We start from the raw sequence: 16,907 nt of genomic DNA, 5'->3' as shown, positions 1-16,907 counted from the left end.
CAAACTCGCCCGCAACGCCGGGACGAAACCCGCCGTCGTGCTACCTATTTGCTACCTAGGCCAAATCGATAATTTCGCTAAGTCATTGATTTTTATGGCGCACCCGACAGGATTCGAACCTGTGACCTCTGCCTTCGGAGGGCAGCACTCTATCCAGCTGAGCTACGGGTGCATTGCCGGAAGGCTCGAAGCCTTTTCATGCGCGTTTCTAACTGAACCGCGCATGTGCATCAATGGCTTATTTTGATTAAGCGACGCAAATTTTGTCGTAAATCATGCGTCATGAACGCAATCCCGGAGCCTCCTGCCCCGTCCGCTCCACATATTCCGTATAGCCGCCGCCATATTGATGAATGCCATCCGGTGTCAGTTCCAGAACCCTGTTCGACAAGGCGCCAAGGAAATGCCGGTCGTGCGATACGAACAGCATCGTGCCTTCGTAGGCAGCAAGTGCCTTGATGAGCATTTCCTTCGTGTCGAGATCAAGGTGGTTGGTCGGCTCGTCGAGGACCAGGAAATTTGGCGGATCGAACAGCATGGCCGCCATGACCAGACGCGCCTTTTCACCGCCCGAAAGCACACGGCACTTCTTTTCGATATCGTCGCCGGAGAAACCGAAGCAACCAGCGAGTGCCCGAAGCGGGGCCTGCCCTGCTTTTGGAAAACGCTCTTCCAGCCATTCCAGAATTGTTGCATCGCCGTCGAGCACGTCCATCGCATGCTGCGCGAAATAGCCGAGCTTGACGCTGGCACCGATGTTGACATTGCCCTTGTCCGGTTCGGCAGCGCCTGCAACCAGTTTCAGCAACGTCGATTTTCCTGCGCCGTTGATGCCCATAATACACCAGCGTTCGCGGCGGCGAACCATGAAGTCAAAACCGTCATAGATCGTTCGGCTTCCATAAGTCTTGTGCACGCCCTTCAGGCTCACGACGTCCTCACCCGAACGCGGCGCCGGGGCAAAGTCGAAAGCGACAGTCTGGCGACGGCGTGGCGGCTCCACACGGTCGATCTTCTCCAGCTTCTTCACGCGGCTTTGGACCTGCGAGGCATGGGACGCACGCGCCTTGAAGCGCTCAATGAACTTGATTTCCTTGGCAAGCATGGCCTGCTGGCGTTCAAACTGCGCCTGCTGCTGCTTTTCATTCAGCGCCCGCTGGCCCTCATAGAAGCCATAATCGCCGGAATAGGTGGTGAGCGAGCCGCCGTCGATTTCAATAATCTTGGTCACGATGCGGTTCATGAACTCGCGGTCGTGCGAGGTCATCAGCAACGCACCATCGTAGTTCTTGAGGAATGCTTCCAGCCAGATGAGGCTTTCGAGATCAAGATGGTTGCTTGGTTCGTCGAGCAGCATCACGTCAGGGCGCATCAGCAGAATGCGCGCCAGCGCAACGCGCATTTTCCAGCCGCCGGAGAGCTTGCCGACATCGCCATCCATCATTTCCTGGGTGAAGCTGAGGCCGGCCAGAACTTCGCGCGCACGGCCATCCAGACCATAGCCGTCCAGCTCCTCGTAGCGCGCCTGCACTTCACCGTAGCGTTCGATGATCGCATCCATCTCGTCCATACGATCCGGGTCGACCATCGCGGCTTCCAGCTCGCGGAGTTCTGCCGCAACGACGCTGACGGGGCCTGCACCTTCCATCACTTCCGCAACGGCGGAACACCCGCCCATTTCGCCGACATTCTGGTCGAAATAACCGACCGTCACGCCTTTTTCGACAGAGACCTGTCCCTCGTCCGGCAGTTCATCGCCGGTAATCATGCGAAACAGCGTTGTCTTGCCTGCACCGTTGGGACCGACAAGGCCGATCTTTTCACCGCGATTCAAAGCGGCAGAAGCCTCGATATAGAGAATACGATGGCTGTTGGACTTGCTGATATTGTCGATGCGGATCATGGAACGGGAGGACTTTGTTGGATGGAGTGGAATGCAACGCGGTCGCGTTGCGACCTCCCTATGCCATGACGGCACGGTCAAGTCACCCCGCTTCGCGATTGAAGAGCTGGCGGACGGTTTAAGGAATATTGTGCAACCATTGTTCGGTCGAGAATTTCTCGACCACAAGCTTTTCGGCCGCCACATATTCCTCAGGCGTGATCTTGCTGCTCACGCCGCCATTCAGCGACACGAACATATCCTTCATGCGCTTGATGACTTCTTCGCGCGGCAATCCAGTCTGGCTGCGGACAGGATCGACACGCTTGACAGCGCTTGCCGTGCCCTTGTCGCTCAGCTTCTCACGCCCGATACGCAGGACCTGCACCATCTTCTCGGCATCCATGTCATAGGCCATGGTGACATGGTGAAGGACTGTCCCCTTGGAGAAGCGTTTCTGTGCCGCGCCGCCGATCTTGCCCTTGGAGCTCGAAATATCGTTGAGCGGCTTGTAGAAGGCATCGATGCCGAGTGAATTGAGCGCTTTCAGCACCCAATCATCCAGAAATGCGTAGGAATCGGCAAAGCTCATGTCACGCACGAGTTCACCAGGCGCATAGAGCGAATAGGTTATGGTGCTGCCGGGCTCCACGAACATCGCGCCCCCACCGGTAACGCGACGGACAGTTTCGACGCCGAATTCCCGCGTTGCGTCCATATCGACTTCGTTGCGCAGCGACTGGAACGCGCCGATGATGATGGCAGGGCGCTCCCATTCCCAGAAGCGCAGTGTGGGCGCACGGCGTCCAGCGGCAACTTCCTGCGCCAGAACCTCGTCCAGCGCGAGATGCATGGCAGGCGAAACCGCAGGCATCTCAACAATCTGCCATTCGAAATCCCGCCATGTGCGGGCAACGCCCAGGGCACGCCGGACGGCAATCGCAACTGCTTCCGGGCTGAAGCCGAGCATCATGGCGTCGGGCCGCAGGCCCGCCCTCACCGCGTCTGCAATCTGCTCCGACGACGCATCCGCAGAAAGACCTTCGACAGCGTTACGGATATCCTCCAGCGCTTCGTCCGGCTCCAGGAAAAAGTCACCCGCCACTTGCACATCACTCAGACGCCCGTCACGAACATCCAGATCGACAACGACAAGTTTTCCGCCGTGGACTTTGTATTCGCCGTGCATGGATGCAACCTTCCGAAGAGTGAACGTGAGCGTTTCACTCTCATTTCATGAAAGCTGCGGGAAAGAAAGCCGTTCAGGAGTGGCCGCCGGATTATATTCCGGCTTCAGTCGGCGCGATGCGCTGAACAAGCGAGGTCTGGCGCACTTCCTTGGTCTTGTGGCCAACATACAACCCGGCAGCAATCATGGCCGCCAGAACAACGACAATCGATTTGAAACTGAAAGGCAGATGGTGCATTTCCGATCCTCATTCCTGCCCCAAGCAAACCAGAGCAGGAAATGAATGTCGACCCCGTCTCCTGGGATTTTTAACCACCTCGCAAAATTCCCATTGGGTGTGGCACATTCATCCTCTGTTCAAGATATCGGAACTAAAGCATATTCCACCGATATCAGAGGGACTCATTATGATACCTGCACTCAAGACGACTGTTGCTTCACTATGCCTTGGCGGCCTGGTGGCCGTCCTCTCGCCGCTCGTCACACCGGCCTCCGCGGCCCAGTTGCAGCGCTGCGCAAGCGAGAACGGAGTTTGCCAGCTGCCCTACCCGGCTGAAGTGGTCTATGGCACCGGCGGACAGAATACGTCACGCTTCATCGACCGGCCACAGGTCACCTGCTCGAACCGTGTCTTCGGCGACCCGGCACCGGGCAAAAAGAAAAGCTGTTCCTTCGTGGTTCAGGACCGCTGGGATAGACCGGATCGTCCGGGCCGCCCTGATCGCCCCGGTCGTCCGGATCGTTATGGCGACCGTTACAATGATCGGGACCGCGACTGGACCCGTTGCGCGAATGAAGGCGGGTTCTGCGAATTCTACGGTCGCAAGCGTGTCCGTTACGGCGCAAATGGCCGCTTCACGGAAGGCATCTTCCGCAATGGCGTCCAATGTGACAACCGCGCCTTCGGCGATCCAGCCCGCGGAAAAGCCAAGTCCTGCTACGTGCTCGACTAAACGTCGAACGTCAGAATACAAAAGCCCGGCCCATTCCTTGGTCCGGGCTTTTTAGTTAGTGCAAACTCTATGACTTATCTATAACGATTTGTTTTTATTAACTATTGCTTTCGGTTTTCCCAAAAATGCTATAGCAATTGCGGCCCTTACCCTTTGCTTCATAGAGCGCGATGTCTGCATTGCGGGCCAGCGCTTGCGGCGTAGAACCATCACGCGGTGCGAGAACCGCACCAACGCTTGCCGAGATATCCAGATTGACGCCATGAATGACAAAGGGTTCGCGGAAAGCTTCGACGACCCGCCCTGCCACGGACTCAATGCTTTCCATACAATCTTCATCTGGAAGAATGACCGCAAATTCGTCACCGCCCACACGCACAGGAATGTCGCTTTCCCGCAAGGCAGAACGCAAACGTTGCGCTGCTTCAATCAGAAGCGCGTCGCCCATCAGGTGACCATAAGTGTCATTGACTGCCTTGAACCGATCGAGATCGATCAGTAACGCACCAATCGGCTTTCCCTCTCCCAGGGCTTTTTCGATCAGTGGAACGGCAAGCTCGGTAAGAGCGCCGCGATTATAAAGCTTGGTCAACCGATCAGTCAGCGCAAGGCGCTTGAGAGCGTTGGAATCATCGCTCAAAAATTTGTTGGTCCTTTGCAGGCGCAGCAGCCCGCTGGCAACGCGGGCGAAGTCCTCGAGCTTGGCTCGCTCCGCATCGGAGATTTTTCGTGGCTTGCTATCGACAATACATAGTGAGCCGACGGTCAATCCGGCATCGATAGACACCGGTGCTCCGGCATAGAAACGGAAACGAGGCTCCCCGGTCACATAGGGCATCGAACAGAACAAATCGTTCTCAACCATATCTTCGATCACGAAGAGCTTGCCGCTTTCCACGACGAAGGTGCATGCGGTCAGTTCGCGCGGACAACTGCTGACCTTTTCGCCTGCGTTGGCCGCGACACGCTGCCAGTCCTCATCGATAATGTTGAGAGCAGACGTGCTGACGCCAAAGACCTCTTTCACAAGCGATACGAGCGTATCCAGCTCAGGCAGTCCGATGTTGGAGACGGAAACGAGGCTGCGGACGCTTTCAAGTCGCTCGACTTCATTTGCAGGAACAGAAAAAGGCTTCTTGTCTGTCATCGAACTATAGGTATCCGCATTCATCATTTTCACCGTCATCCATGCTCCCTTCCCAAGCTATAGATAGTGATGAGCATCTCGACAGCAAGCCAGGCTTGCCCGGACAGGCAGAGTTCGAACAGGTTTTCGTCAGGCGGAAGAGCGAAAGTTAAGCGGGTGTTTCACTATAAAACACATAAAGGCGGCGACCGGATGGGTCGCCGCCTCTGTCGCTAGAAACATGGACTGGAGGTCATCATAGTTCTACGACAATACGTGTGCCCGAGCAGGCACAGTTAGCCAGAGTATTAGAACGAGCGCTGGAAGCGGATCTTGCCCTGCCAGGCGTCTTTGCCGTCCATGCTCGTGTTCTTGTCCTGCCACTTGGTGTAGGAAACTTCAGGCGTGATGGTGAAGCCAGGAACCATCTGGTAGGCAATGTTTGCCGTTGCAGCGAAGGTTTCGCTGTCGTCATAAGCGGCCTGTACGTTGAAGGTTGCCTTGCTGGTTGCCTTATAGGCTCCACCGCCCCAGACTGCCCAGTCACCGCCCCAGGTACCGTAGAACGAGTCGACGATACGAACGCGATAACCGCCCGACGTGCCGTAATGGTCGTCATTGGACTTGTAAGCGCCCTGCAGCCAGACCGAGAACTGATCGGTGATATTGACATCGCCGCGGACCTTTCCGGCCCATTCCTCGTTACGGGCGTCGTAGGCGACGACACCGGCGATCTTGCCCCAGCTCTGCTCATACTTCAGACCACCGACGACATGCGGCATGTAGTCCTTGATGGTGACATCTACGTTGGAGTCGGAGTTGCCGCCTTCTTCGAACGAAACAATGGCCGAGAAGCCGTTTCCGCCCTTGAAGGTATAGCTGATGAGGTTGGTGCGGTAACCGCCAGCGAGGATCACGTCATCGCTGATGACGTTGCCGAGATAGCCGGTGAAGGTGACGAAGGCCGATTCATCAAGACCAACGCGCAGACCGCCGAGCTGGATGTAAGCATAACGCAGGGAGGTGCTGGTAGAGCCGCCATTATAATTGTCGGCCTTGCCGTTGCCGTCACCCGTCCAGTCGTAACGCAGTTCGCTATAGGTCTTCAGCGTGCCGAGATCCGTTTCGGAGGCGGTCGAGAAACGCAGGCTGACGCGGGCCAGCTTGTTCCAGGTGTCGCGCTCCAGCTGGGCCGGGGTGCGAGCATAGTTGTTGTCGCCGCCGCTAGCGTCATAGCGAACATAGCCATGAATGCGCAGGCAGGTTTCCGTTCCCGGAATGTAGAAATAGCCAGCACCATATGCGTCGCATACGCGGACATATTCAACGGCTTCCGGCTCGGGCGCCACGATAGCATCGGCTGCTTGCGCGCCAGAAATCGCTACGAGCGATGCTGCCGAACCGAGAAGAACTTTTCTGATATTCATTAATGCGTCTCCAGTAGATGAGTTAGACGTCATCGCTATATTTATTCACGATAATTTGAGCAATGTTTATTCGATGTATGTTTTGTGAATTATTTATATGTGATATAAAAGTTACTTCACATATATTTTATATATACTTCAATAATCGGAAATTTGGCAAAGCAAATCCCGTCATCGTCGCAACATGCAACGAATCCACAATATCGGATATTTTCTTATTCTGCCCCTTATGCCCGTCCAGTCCGCGCAAAAAGCGGACGCCTTCGCCTATCCAGCAACGGTGAAGGTTTTATAACAGCAACAATAAATATACGTCGCAACGCCGGTGATTGCCGATATTTTCCACTCGGGCGTCGAACGCCGCAAAGCGTGACTCGTCAATTCAAATGCATGGAATGTTGATTCGTCATTGTGGACCTGACGAAGTGGTTTTCCTCCGTCATTCTCCCGCACAATAAAGAAAACGAAGGCAGCAGGGGTAATACAATGGTTCTATTCTCTATTGTCATAGGCGTGCTGACGTCTGCGGTGGTAATCGCCGCGTGCATCATGCTTTGGAGATATGAACGTCCCTGAATTTGCCGCGAAGAGAGTGCGCAGCGACCGGCCAACTTCAACGGTCAAATCCCATAACGGCGCGACCTGTTTCGCTACTCTGAAACATCTTTTATCAATTCGCTTCAAAATATTTTCATTTGCCTTCAGGCGTATTGCATTGCCAAGATTAGGCTCAAATCCAGTTCGCTGATATGTTCCGTCTGCTGTCAGACCTTCAGCCACTCCCTTTGCGAACATTTGTAGCTTTGCATTTTTCAATATTGGCTTATGCCCATCACCATAAGGATACGCTATGATGAGATCAGAAGACGCTCTGTTGCTGAATGCTATTAGCGCCCAGGCCGACCGGGCTGAATTGATTATGCCCAAGACCCTCTCGCTGAATCCGATTGCCGAACGTCTACACGACGAGTTCCCGCACCGATCCACTGCCGAAATAGAAACTCAGTGCCGGGTTGTCTGGCAGGATCGTTATCTGTTCTGGAATTGATATCGCCTTCACAACAGCTTTTGGCGCAGGCGCATCGCAGTCGTTACCCCGCTTCGGCGGGGTTTTTGTTAAGACAATAAGGCAATGGCTGCGCGCGACAAGGCGGACGTCTACGACCCGCTTACTTCGTTCTTCTTTTTCTTTTTATCTTCGTCGTAATGCCACTTGATGGCGAAGAACATGGCCGCGCCCAACACGACAACCTTGAATGCTACGAAGAATACAGGAATCCATTCCATTTTCTGAATATTTCCATACCGCTATCAATCGTGAGGAGCTTTACCCCAGAAGTGCTGATTCAGCATCCTCTTTTTTGTTCCAATAGCGTTTTGAAAGTCAGGCATCGCTGGGCCGTCATTACGTCTGCGGACCATTGTGCGCGTGTGACGGCAACTGACGAAGCAACACGTTTCAATCATTGCCAGGTTCAGTGATTAGAGAAATACGGGATATCGTTGAATGGTGGGCGTGACAGGGATTGAACCTGTGACCCCTCCCGTGTGAAGGGAGTGCTCTCCCGCTGAGCTACACGCCCGATGAGCCAAGCTCGATCAAGGTGGTGCGGATATACTGGCCAGCGGCTGCATAAGTCAAGCGTCTCGCAAGCCTGTTTCCAAAGAGATTTCTATCTTTCCCAAGATAGCTCTTACCCCAAAAGAAAAACGGCAACCACCCATCGATGATTGCCGTTCTGTTTTGATGCGGAAGGGATTTCAGAGCGCTGCGATACGCGAGCTCTCGGTCTTGTCGAATGCTTTCTGCAATCCGGAATCACGGTCGTAGACGTCGCCGTAGTAATGGACCTTCCCGTCCGCTGCCGGCCATGCGGTGAAATAGGAAATAAAGACCGGCACGGGTTCCTTGACCTTGATGCCGCGCTCATTCTTTCCGAAATATTTTTCGAGATCCGCCACCGATGTTCCCATAACTGCCGCCGCCATATCGCGTGGGCGCTCCAGACGGATACAGCCATGGCTCAGGGCACGCATGTCGCGGCTGAAATAGGATTTGGCCGGTGTGTCGTGCATGTAGATATCATGCGTGTTCGGGAACAGGATCTTGAGTTCACCCAGTGCGTTGTCGAGGCTCGGCTTCTGGCGGATGCCGACATGGGCCTTGCCTGCGGCAACCGCGCTCCAGTTCACAGCGCTTGCTGAAACCTTCTTGCCGTCCGCGTAGACTTCATAGCCATTGCGGTCGAGATAGCTCGTATCGCGCATGACCTTGGGCAGCATCTCATTCAGGATGATCGAACGCGGCACGCCCCAGGACGGATTGAAAACGACTGTCTGAACCTTGTTGTAGAAGAAGTAGGTTTGATGGGTCGGCGAGCCGATGACCACATTCATGGCCAGTTTTTCTTTTCCGTCCTCGAAATATTCGGCACGGTAGGCTGGCTGATTGACCATCACGTAGCGCGTGCCAAAATCATGCGGCAGCCAACGCAGACGCTCCATGGAATAAAGGATGCGGTCGCGCTTGATGGATGACTGTTCGCCCTGAAGGGCTGAAACTGTATTGCGGCCAATGATACCGTCGGGTGTGCCACCGGAAAGCTTCTGGTAGTCCTTGATGGCTGCAACCAGTTCCGGATCGTAGACGTCGCCGCTCGCATGGGCATCCAGCACTTGCTTGTGCTCTGCCAGATAGCTGGCGGGCGCGTGTCTCGAAATCAGCGCAACCACTTTGCTAAGCTGGTCATTGGTATCGCCCGGCTTGATGATGCCATTCAGCGAGATGCGGACCGGTTCGGCAGACGGCGGCTCGGTATTCGCCAATTCGCGCTTCAATGCCGCATATTGTTCATTGCTCGGCTGGAAACCATGCAGATAGGCAGCCGGATCGTTTTCCGATGCCAGTTTTTCGAGAACAGCTTTCGGATCGACGCGGTTGCGCGGCAGATCGTGGAAGCCGCTGAGGCGGTCGGCTATGACACGTCCTTCACCTGCATCGATGGCATAGCGCAGCGCACGGGCAGACATGCGAATTTCAAACTCGGCAAGCTTCTGCTGGCGTTCGGCTTCCGCGGTAGTGTCGAAGCTGTCAGCCGGAATCGTGACTGCATATTCATCGGGATTGAGCCCGTCCTCATCGGCGCGGGCAAAGAAGGCCGCGACATTCTTGGCACGGTCGAGCACCTTGTCATCGGCCGACCACATGAAGGAACGCTGACTTGAGTAATAATCGACGATTGCCTGAGCGATCTCTTTCTCGGCTTTGACGTTGACGGATTTCAGATAATTCGTCGCCGCATCGAATGCCCGCTCGCCGGGTGTTTCTTCCCGAAGCTGTGGACGGATCGGCGACATGCCCGATGTCAGCGGGTCGACGGTGGAGGGTTCGGTGGCCGCAGTTACCTGCATATCGAGCGCGCTGAAATCGATATTGACCAGAGCATCCGGCTTATAGTCGTAAATCTGCGGTCCCTTCACGGTCACGCGCTGGACTGGCGGGATGCTGCCCACGGCAGCACGGGGAGCAGAGACAGCATTCGGCGCGGCAGGAGCGCGGGGAGCGACTTGCGGCTGGACAGGCTGGGCTGGTTGCACCTGCTGCTGGCGACGCTGCTGGAAAAGTTCCATCAGCGAATTTGCGGCCTGAGCCTGCGCCGTGGGGAGAAACACCGAAGCTGCCAGAGCTATCGCGGCTGCGCGGCGGATATTTTGTCCGCGCGCGGCGCTGCTCTTCTGATCCATCTGCGAGTGTCTGGAAAACTGCATTTCAAACCGCCAAAGTTGATGCGTTCGCTCAAAAGCGAATCCGTCCGAATCTCACCCGTAGAATTTACCAATCTCGTATAGAAACTTTTAACGCTATTGTTTCCTGAAGCAATTTTCTGATTTGCGTTTATCACAATTGTTTGAGGCATCTTCTCGGGAGGCAAACCCGGAATGCCTTAATGAACAATGTGACGCAGTGGCATCCACCCCGCATCGCGCTAAAAGCCCCACAGACTATGGTTCCAAAGCTCTTCTTCGGAACTTCGATCAACATATCGCGCGAGCCGGAAACAATGACGATCTCCGGCTGGCGTAGCTGGCAAGCAAGCGAGGTACCGCGATGGCAGAAGCAAGCGCCGCCGATCTTTTCCCTCTTGGTGAAGACGACACCCCTTACCGCAAGCTGACTTCCGATCATGTCTCTGTCGATACGTTCAAGGGACAGGAAGTCCTGACCGTCGATCCGGAAGGGCTTCGCCTGCTTTCGGAAGCGGCCTTTGCCGATATCAACCATCTGCTGCGCCCCGGCCACCTGCAACAGCTTGCCCATATCCTCGAAGACCCGGAAGCAACGGACAATGACCGTTTCGTCGCCTACGATCTTCTGAAGAACGCCAATATCGCCGCTGGCGGTGTTTTGCCGATGTGTCAGGATACCGGAACGGCCATCATCATGGGCAAGAAGGGCCGTCGCGTCTGGACCGAAGGCGGTGACGCTGACGCACTGGGAGCCGGTGTACTGGACGCCTACAACAAGAAGAACCTGCGTTATTCGCAGCTGGCGCCGCTTTCGATGTTCGAGGAAAAGAACACCAAGAACAATCTGCCTGCGCAGATCGACATCTATGAAGAGGGCGAAGACGCCTACAAGTTCCTCTTCGTCGCCAAGGGCGGCGGTTCGGCGAACAAGACATTCCTCTATCAGGGAACGCCTTCTCTTCTGACGCATGACCGCATGATCGACTTCCTCAAGGACAAGATCCTGAGCCTTGGTACAGCCGCCTGCCCGCCTTACCATCTGGCAATCGTCATCGGCGGCACTTCGGCTGAAATGAACCTGAAGACTGTCAAGCTCGCCTCGACGCGTTATCTGGACAGCCTGCCTACCGAGGGTTCCGAAACCGGACATGCTTTCCGTGACCTCGAAATGGAAGCTGAAATCCATAGACTGACGCAATCTCTCGGCGTCGGCGCCCAATTCGGCGGCAAATATTTTTGCCATGACGTCCGCGTTATTCGCCTGCCGCGCCATGGCGCTTCGCTGCCAATCGGCATCGGTGTTTCCTGCTCTGCGGATCGTCAGGCCAAGGGCAAGATCACCAAGGACGGCATCTTTCTGGAAAAGCTGGAAACCAACCCGGCCAAGTACATGCCGGATATCGACGAGGAAAAACTGTCGACGCATGTGGTCAAGATCGACCTCAACCAGCCGATGCAGGACATTCTCAAGGAATTGTCGAAACATCCGGTCAAGACGCGCCTGTCGCTCTCCGGTCCAATCATCGTGGCGCGCGATCTGGCCCATGCCAAAATTCGCGAGCGGCTTGAAAACGGCGAAGCCATGCCGGACTATTTCAAGAACCACCCGATCTATTATGCAGGCCCGGCCAAGACGCCTGCTGGCTATGCCTCCGGCTCATTCGGACCGACCACGGCAGGCCGCATGGATTCCTATGTGGACCAGTTCCAGTCCTTCGGCGGTTCCATGGTGATGCTCGCCAAGGGCAACCGTTCGCGTCAGGTGCGCGAAGCCTGCGGTCAGCATGGCGGGTTCTATCTGGGTTCCATCGGCGGTCCGGCCGCCCGTCTGGCACAGGATTGCATCAAGAAGGTCGAGGTCGTCGAATATCCGGAACTCGGCATGGAAGCGATCTGGCGTATCGAAGTGGAAGATTTCCCGGCCTTCATCGTCATTGATGACAAGGGCAATGACTTCTTCAAGGAACTCAATCTGGGTTAAAGCATTTCCAGCAAAAGTGCGAAGCGGTTTTGCGTAGGATAATGCGACGAAACAAACACTTAGAGCGCAGATCTGATTGAATCAGATTTGCGCTCTAAGCAAATAAAAGGGCGGCGCAAGCCGCCCTTTCTGTTTCAGGCATTTGTGCCGCCATCGATGGTGAGCGTTGCTCCGGATACGAAACGCCCTTCAGGGCTGGCAAGCCAGGCCACCAGACTTGCAATATCATCAGGCGAACCGAAACTGCCGGTTGCGATAAGCTCACGTTGCTGTTCGGCATGTTCTCCAGCAGCAGGATTCATATCCGTATCGGTGGAGCCGGGTTGAACGACATTGACCGTGACGCCCTTTGGACCAAGGTCGCGCGCCAGACCTTTTGTCAAACCGATCAGCGCCGCCTTGCTTGCCGCATAAAGGCTGATGCCCGGCCACGGCACGCTTTCGGCGAGGTTTGAGCCGATGGTTATGACGCGTCCACCAGCACCGAGGTGTGGTGTGGCCGCTGAAACGGCGGCAAAGACAGCCCGGAAGTTCACAGCCATAACCTCATCGAAGTCGGCAAGTGTGACCTCTTCCAGCGGGGCCGCATGCCAGATGCCAGCACTGTTGACCAGTATATCCAGACGACCGAAATCCTTGACCGCTTTCTCGATTGCCGCCGCAATCTGGCTCGCGTCGCGATTGTCGGCCTGGAGCGCCAAAGCCTTGCCACCATTGGCTACGATTTCGGAAGCCACAGCTTCAGCTTTTTCCTTGCCGTTCACATAAGTGACGACAATTGCCGCGCCATCTTTCGCGAGCCGTCGTGCAATCGCTGCACCGATGCCGCGACTTCCACCGGTGATGAAGGCAACCTTTCCGTTCAAAGCTTCCGCTGACATGCCATTTCCTTTCTGTATCGATTGATACACAATTGCTGACAGGCTTGCACAGAACCGTCAAGCGATTTATTTAATGATCGATACAGAAAGGTTCAGACGTGGCAGAAAAAGGGCGGCCCCGCAGCTTCGACCGCGAAACAGCGCTTCGTGCTGCGATGCTTATATTCTGGGAAAAAGGCTTCGACGGATCGTCGCTGGCCGATCTGACGACGGCTATGCGCATCAATGCGCCAAGCCTCTACGCGGCATTCGGTAGCAAGGAAGAACTCTATCTTCAAGCCCTTACCCTGTACGCTGGTCAAATCGGTGTTGAAATCTGGTCGACACTGGATGAAACGGCTGATGTTCGCGCAGCTTTCCAGCGCTTTCTGCTTGCCACGATAGATGCCTATTGTGAGGATTCCGTGCCGCGGGGCTGCATGATTGCGCTGGATGCGCTGCATCGGACGCAGTCAAGCGACAAGGTTTGCAGCGTGCTGCGCAATCGCCGCCAGACCAATATCGAAACCCTGAAAAAGCGGCTCGAGCGCGGCATTCGTGATGGAGATATTGCTGCATCCGTCAATTGCGAAGCAGTCGCAACCTTTTACGCGACAGTCCAGAACGGCATGTCCATTCTAGCGCGCGATGGCGGAACGCGCCAAGACCTTACAGCAACAGCATTGGGCGCCATGGCTGCCTGGGAGAAACTGGTTTTCCCCAACGCATAATCAGGCAACCAGCCTTAACCTCGGGGTATCATCAAGATAATCCGCCACGAGCGATGCCACTTCGGCGCTCGCGATGATGCGGCGATGCCCAAGACCATCCGCCCAGTGCACATTGACATGAGAGCCTGCCTTACCGGCCATTTCCGCGCAGATGGCCGGCACTTCCTTGTCGTCATGCGCGTGGACAACCAGCGTTGGAATGGTCATGCGCCGCAAATGAACATCGGTGTCGAAATCCGTGATCGGGCGCGCCGCGATATAACGGACTTGTTCCTTCATTGCGTTGCGCACATCATGACCGAGCCCAAGCACTTTGCCGAAACCGTCAAAGACGCCTGCCATGGAGTGCGGGGAAGCAATGGTCACCAGCTTTGCCGGGCGATGTGACTGGTAGCACCCGAGAGAACCCGCTGCAGCATTGACGATGACCGCCCCACCGAATGAGTGGCCGATCATCGCATCGAACGGGCCATACTGGCGCCACGCAACATCGACGGAGGCGATGGCCTGTATCATGTTGAGGGTGCGGCCTGCCGATGCGCCATGCCCTGGCAGATCGATGGCAACAACCCGTTCGCCACGCGCAACAAGCTCGCGAACGATCGTCATCATATCCGCAGTGCGTGATCCCCAGCCATGGACGACGAGCGACGTTCTTCCCACATAGCTGTCCGGTTCGAACAGATAGGTGGCTATAAGTCCACGATCTATAATCAGATCGAGCCGCTTTGCCTGGTTGAGTTCATTGCTCGCCTGCTCAAGCCGCGCGGCATAGGCCTTGGTCTTCGGCTTTCGGCTTGGCGTTCGACAGAAAATCCTGAATGCGGCGCGGCCTGCCTTGTCGGCATCAATGCGCCCGAGCACACCCAGGCCGAATCGCGTAACCTGCAAAGAAAAGGACGTCATGACAGGGCCTCAATTATGTTCAATCCTGAACAAATAATTGTACAAGAATGAACAAAATGCAAGACAAGACTCAAAAACTGCCGTGGGACAATCCGCGCTTCAAGAACTGGATTGCCGTTGCGCGTGCTGGCAAGGCGGTGGAACGCGCCCTCGCCCAGGGGCTGGCGACCTTCGATCTCAAGATCGCCGATCTCGATGTGCTGATGAATATTTATCGTCATCCCGGTGAATCCCAGCACGATCTTGCGCGGCGCATTCTCGTCGGGCGTTCAAACATCACCATGTTGCTGCCGAAGCTCGAAAAGCGCGGCTTGCTGGTGCGCGAGGGCGACCCGGCAGACAAGCGCGTGATGCGACTGACGCTAACCGCCAAGGGCGAAAAGCTTCTGGGACATGCGCTGACGATCTATACCGACCTGATCGACCGCGTCATGGCGCAATCGACGAACGCGCAGTGCAATGCGATGGGCGATGTGATGCGTCGCATATCGGAAATGCTGGAGAAAGAATGACTGGCAGGCGGGATCAACGATCCCGCTTCAGACCTTTTTCGGCGAGCTCATCGAGATAGGTTTGCCACAAGCTGTCTTTCTCCGTGCCGAGCTTGTGAAGATAGGTCCACGAAAACAGGCCGGTATCATGCATATCGTCGAACGTTATGCGGACGGCGTAATTGCCGACTGGCTCCATCTTCATGATTTCGACATTTCGCTTGCCACCGACTGTTATGCGCTGTTCCGGCGAATGCCCCTGCACTTCTGCCGAAGGCGACAGAACACGCAACAGCTCGGCGGTCAGCTCGAATTTCTGGCCATCGTCGAACGCCACAGTCAGCAGTTTGCGATCGTGCGAAACACGCAACTCAGTCGGCCAGACCTCACTCATCACCATTCTCCAGCTTGGTTCTTTGCCAGCTTTTGATAGGCCCCGCGTTAAAATATCGCAATAGTGGCGGGTATTATTGAAAGAGCTTCGCGCGCGTGAAACTGGACATTGAGGCTCGCAGATCCTATTTCTAGTCAGACGACGCGGATATTCCTCCGCATCCTGTGGAAACAACGGCTTAATGATGTACACTAACCAAGCCCGGCCACTTGTTTCCCCGACTGGACCCATGATTGATCCTTTCGGGCGTGCCATTACCTATCTTCGCGTTTCAGTGACGGATCGCTGTGATTTCCGCTGCACCTATTGCATGGCGGAACATATGACGTTCCTGCCCAAGAAGGACCTGCTGACGCTTGAGGAACTGGACCGGCTCTGCACCGCCTTTATCGAAAAGGGTGTCAGGAAACTGCGCCTGACCGGTGGCGAACCATTGGTGCGCAAGAATATCATGCACCTGATCCGGCAGCTTTCGCGCCATCTGAAATCAGGCGCGCTGGATGAATTGACTCTCACCACGAACGGATCGCAGCTTTCGCGCTTTGCCGAAGAACTTGCGGAATGCGGGATACGACGTATCAACGTCTCGCTGGATACGCTCGATCCAGAAAAATTTCATCAGATTACCCGCTGGGGCGACCTTGCTCGCGTTCTTGAAGGCATCGAAGCTGCACAGCGCGCCGGCATCAGCGTCAAGATCAATGCAGTCGCGTTGAAGGATTTCAACGACCATGAGATTCCCGAGCTGATCCGCTGGGCGCATGGCCGCGGCATGGATATGACGCTCATCGAAACGATGCCCATGGGTGAAATCGAGTTTGACCGCACCGATCAGTATCTGCCGCTCTCGCAGATGCGCGAGGACCTCTCGCAGCAATTCACGCTATCCGACATTCCTTACCGCACTGGCGGCCCTGCACGCTATGTGACGATTGCCGAAACGGGTGGCCGGCTCGGTTTCATCACGCCGATGACGCATAATTTCTGCGAAAGCTGCAACCGTGTCCGGCTTACCTGCACCGGCATGCTCTATATGTGCCTCGGCCAGAATGACGATGCCGATCTGCACAAAGCCCTCAGGGAAACGGAAAGCGACCTGCTGCTCAACCAGGCCATTGACGAAGCTATTTCGCGCAAGCCGAAAGGCCATGATTTTATCATTGACCGCGATCACAATCGCCCTGCGGTCGCTCGCCACATGAGTCTTACCGGCGGCTGAG

The 16,907-nt window shown here is 55.6% G+C and carries 17 protein-coding genes and 2 tRNA genes; 6 read left to right on the top strand and 13 right to left on the bottom strand.

Annotated elements, in window-relative coordinates; genetic code table 11:
* Nucleotides 1-95: 95 nt before the first annotated feature.
* The 4 genes from F9K94_RS02150 to F9K94_RS24355 form a co-directional block, all read right to left on the bottom strand.
* Nucleotides 96-172: transfer RNA gene (locus F9K94_RS02150), tRNA-Arg, on the bottom strand.
* Between the two features lie 108 nt (nt 173-280).
* The gene (gene abc-f, locus F9K94_RS02145) at nt 281-1,903 is read right to left on the bottom strand and encodes a ribosomal protection-like ABC-F family protein (RefSeq protein ID WP_151643382.1); all 1,623 of its coding nucleotides are present in this window, start codon (nt 1,901-1,903) and stop codon (nt 281-283) included.
* Nucleotides 1,904-2,021: 118 nt separating this feature from the next.
* The gene (locus F9K94_RS02140; RefSeq protein ID WP_151643380.1) at nt 2,022-3,071 is read right to left on the bottom strand and encodes a lipoate--protein ligase family protein; all 1,050 of its coding nucleotides are present in this window, start codon (nt 3,069-3,071) and stop codon (nt 2,022-2,024) included.
* A gap of 91 nt (nt 3,072-3,162) precedes the next feature.
* Nucleotides 3,163-3,309, bottom strand: coding sequence for a hypothetical protein (locus tag F9K94_RS24355; protein WP_155723812.1), 147 nt, complete (start codon nt 3,307-3,309; stop codon nt 3,163-3,165).
* A 169-nt stretch (nt 3,310-3,478) separates the two neighbouring features.
* On the opposite strand from F9K94_RS24355, the gene F9K94_RS02135 reads away from it, so the two are divergent.
* Nucleotides 3,479-4,024, top strand: a complete 546-nt coding sequence (locus tag F9K94_RS02135) for a hypothetical protein (RefSeq protein ID WP_151643378.1) — start codon at nt 3,479-3,481, stop codon at nt 4,022-4,024.
* Nucleotides 4,025-4,121: 97 nt separating this feature from the next.
* Here F9K94_RS02135 and F9K94_RS02130 read toward each other — a convergent pair whose 3' ends face one another.
* From F9K94_RS02130 to F9K94_RS02120, 3 genes are all read right to left on the bottom strand, one after another.
* Entirely contained in the window at nt 4,122-5,210 is a 1,089-nt protein-coding gene (locus F9K94_RS02130) for a sensor domain-containing diguanylate cyclase (protein ID WP_151643376.1), read from the bottom strand.
* Between the two features lie 248 nt (nt 5,211-5,458).
* On the bottom strand, nt 5,459-6,577 hold the full coding sequence (locus tag F9K94_RS02125; RefSeq protein WP_151643374.1) for a porin: 1,119 nt from the start codon (nt 6,575-6,577) through the stop codon (nt 5,459-5,461).
* Between the two features lie 492 nt (nt 6,578-7,069).
* Complete coding sequence (locus F9K94_RS02120; RefSeq protein WP_151643373.1) at nt 7,070-7,393, bottom strand: hypothetical protein; 324 nt, start codon at nt 7,391-7,393, stop codon at nt 7,070-7,072.
* 34 nt (nt 7,394-7,427) lie between these two features.
* On the opposite strand from F9K94_RS02120, the gene F9K94_RS02115 reads away from it, so the two are divergent.
* Nucleotides 7,428-7,625: a hypothetical protein gene (locus tag F9K94_RS02115; protein ID WP_061346357.1), complete on the top strand. Its 198-nt coding sequence runs from the start codon at nt 7,428-7,430 to the stop codon at nt 7,623-7,625.
* Nucleotides 7,626-7,735: 110 nt separating this feature from the next.
* Here F9K94_RS02115 and F9K94_RS24805 read toward each other — a convergent pair whose 3' ends face one another.
* From F9K94_RS24805 to F9K94_RS02105, 3 genes are all read right to left on the bottom strand, one after another.
* A complete protein-coding gene (locus tag F9K94_RS24805; protein WP_255362344.1) occupies nt 7,736-7,864 on the bottom strand; it encodes a hypothetical protein in 129 nt (42 codons plus the stop codon).
* A gap of 221 nt (nt 7,865-8,085) precedes the next feature.
* Nucleotides 8,086-8,160: transfer RNA gene (locus tag F9K94_RS02110), tRNA-Val, on the bottom strand.
* 178 nt (nt 8,161-8,338) lie between these two features.
* Entirely contained in the window at nt 8,339-10,321 is a 1,983-nt protein-coding gene (locus F9K94_RS02105; protein ID WP_407922028.1) for a L,D-transpeptidase family protein, read from the bottom strand.
* Nucleotides 10,322-10,685: 364 nt separating this feature from the next.
* Between F9K94_RS02105 and F9K94_RS02100 the strand changes: the two genes are divergently transcribed.
* Nucleotides 10,686-12,305 carry a fumarate hydratase gene (locus tag F9K94_RS02100; protein WP_151643369.1) on the top strand — a complete coding sequence of 540 codons (1,620 nt, stop codon included), beginning with the start codon at nt 10,686-10,688 and terminating at the stop codon, nt 12,303-12,305.
* A 134-nt stretch (nt 12,306-12,439) separates the two neighbouring features.
* Here F9K94_RS02100 and F9K94_RS02095 read toward each other — a convergent pair whose 3' ends face one another.
* Complete coding sequence (locus F9K94_RS02095; protein ID WP_151643367.1) at nt 12,440-13,186, bottom strand: SDR family NAD(P)-dependent oxidoreductase; 747 nt, start codon at nt 13,184-13,186, stop codon at nt 12,440-12,442.
* 98 nt (nt 13,187-13,284) lie between these two features.
* Here F9K94_RS02095 and F9K94_RS02090 point away from each other — a divergent pair, with 98 nt between their 5' ends.
* Nucleotides 13,285-13,896: a TetR/AcrR family transcriptional regulator gene (locus F9K94_RS02090; protein WP_151643365.1), complete on the top strand. Its 612-nt coding sequence runs from the start codon at nt 13,285-13,287 to the stop codon at nt 13,894-13,896.
* Here the strand turns inward: F9K94_RS02090 and F9K94_RS02085 are convergent, their stop codons facing one another.
* Nucleotides 13,897-14,802, bottom strand: a complete 906-nt coding sequence (locus tag F9K94_RS02085) for an alpha/beta fold hydrolase (protein ID WP_151643363.1) — start codon at nt 14,800-14,802, stop codon at nt 13,897-13,899.
* Nucleotides 14,803-14,849: 47 nt separating this feature from the next.
* Here F9K94_RS02085 and F9K94_RS02080 point away from each other — a divergent pair, with 47 nt between their 5' ends.
* Nucleotides 14,850-15,314, top strand: a complete 465-nt coding sequence (locus F9K94_RS02080; protein WP_125334263.1) for a MarR family winged helix-turn-helix transcriptional regulator — start codon at nt 14,850-14,852, stop codon at nt 15,312-15,314.
* A 13-nt stretch (nt 15,315-15,327) separates the two neighbouring features.
* On the opposite strand, the gene F9K94_RS02075 is transcribed toward F9K94_RS02080, so the two are convergent.
* Complete coding sequence (locus F9K94_RS02075; RefSeq protein ID WP_061346364.1) at nt 15,328-15,687, bottom strand: gamma-butyrobetaine hydroxylase-like domain-containing protein; 360 nt, start codon at nt 15,685-15,687, stop codon at nt 15,328-15,330.
* 229 nt (nt 15,688-15,916) lie between these two features.
* Between F9K94_RS02075 and moaA the strand changes: the two genes are divergently transcribed.
* Nucleotides 15,917-16,906, top strand: a complete 990-nt coding sequence (gene moaA, locus F9K94_RS02070; RefSeq protein ID WP_235920558.1) for a GTP 3',8-cyclase MoaA — start codon at nt 15,917-15,919, stop codon at nt 16,904-16,906.
* Nucleotide 16,907 lies beyond the last annotated feature (1 nt).

This window comes from Brucella tritici (assembly GCF_008932285.1).
Lineage (GTDB): Bacteria > Pseudomonadota > Alphaproteobacteria > Rhizobiales > Rhizobiaceae > Brucella > Brucella tritici.
This window is presented reverse-complemented; position numbering and strand designations above follow the sequence as displayed.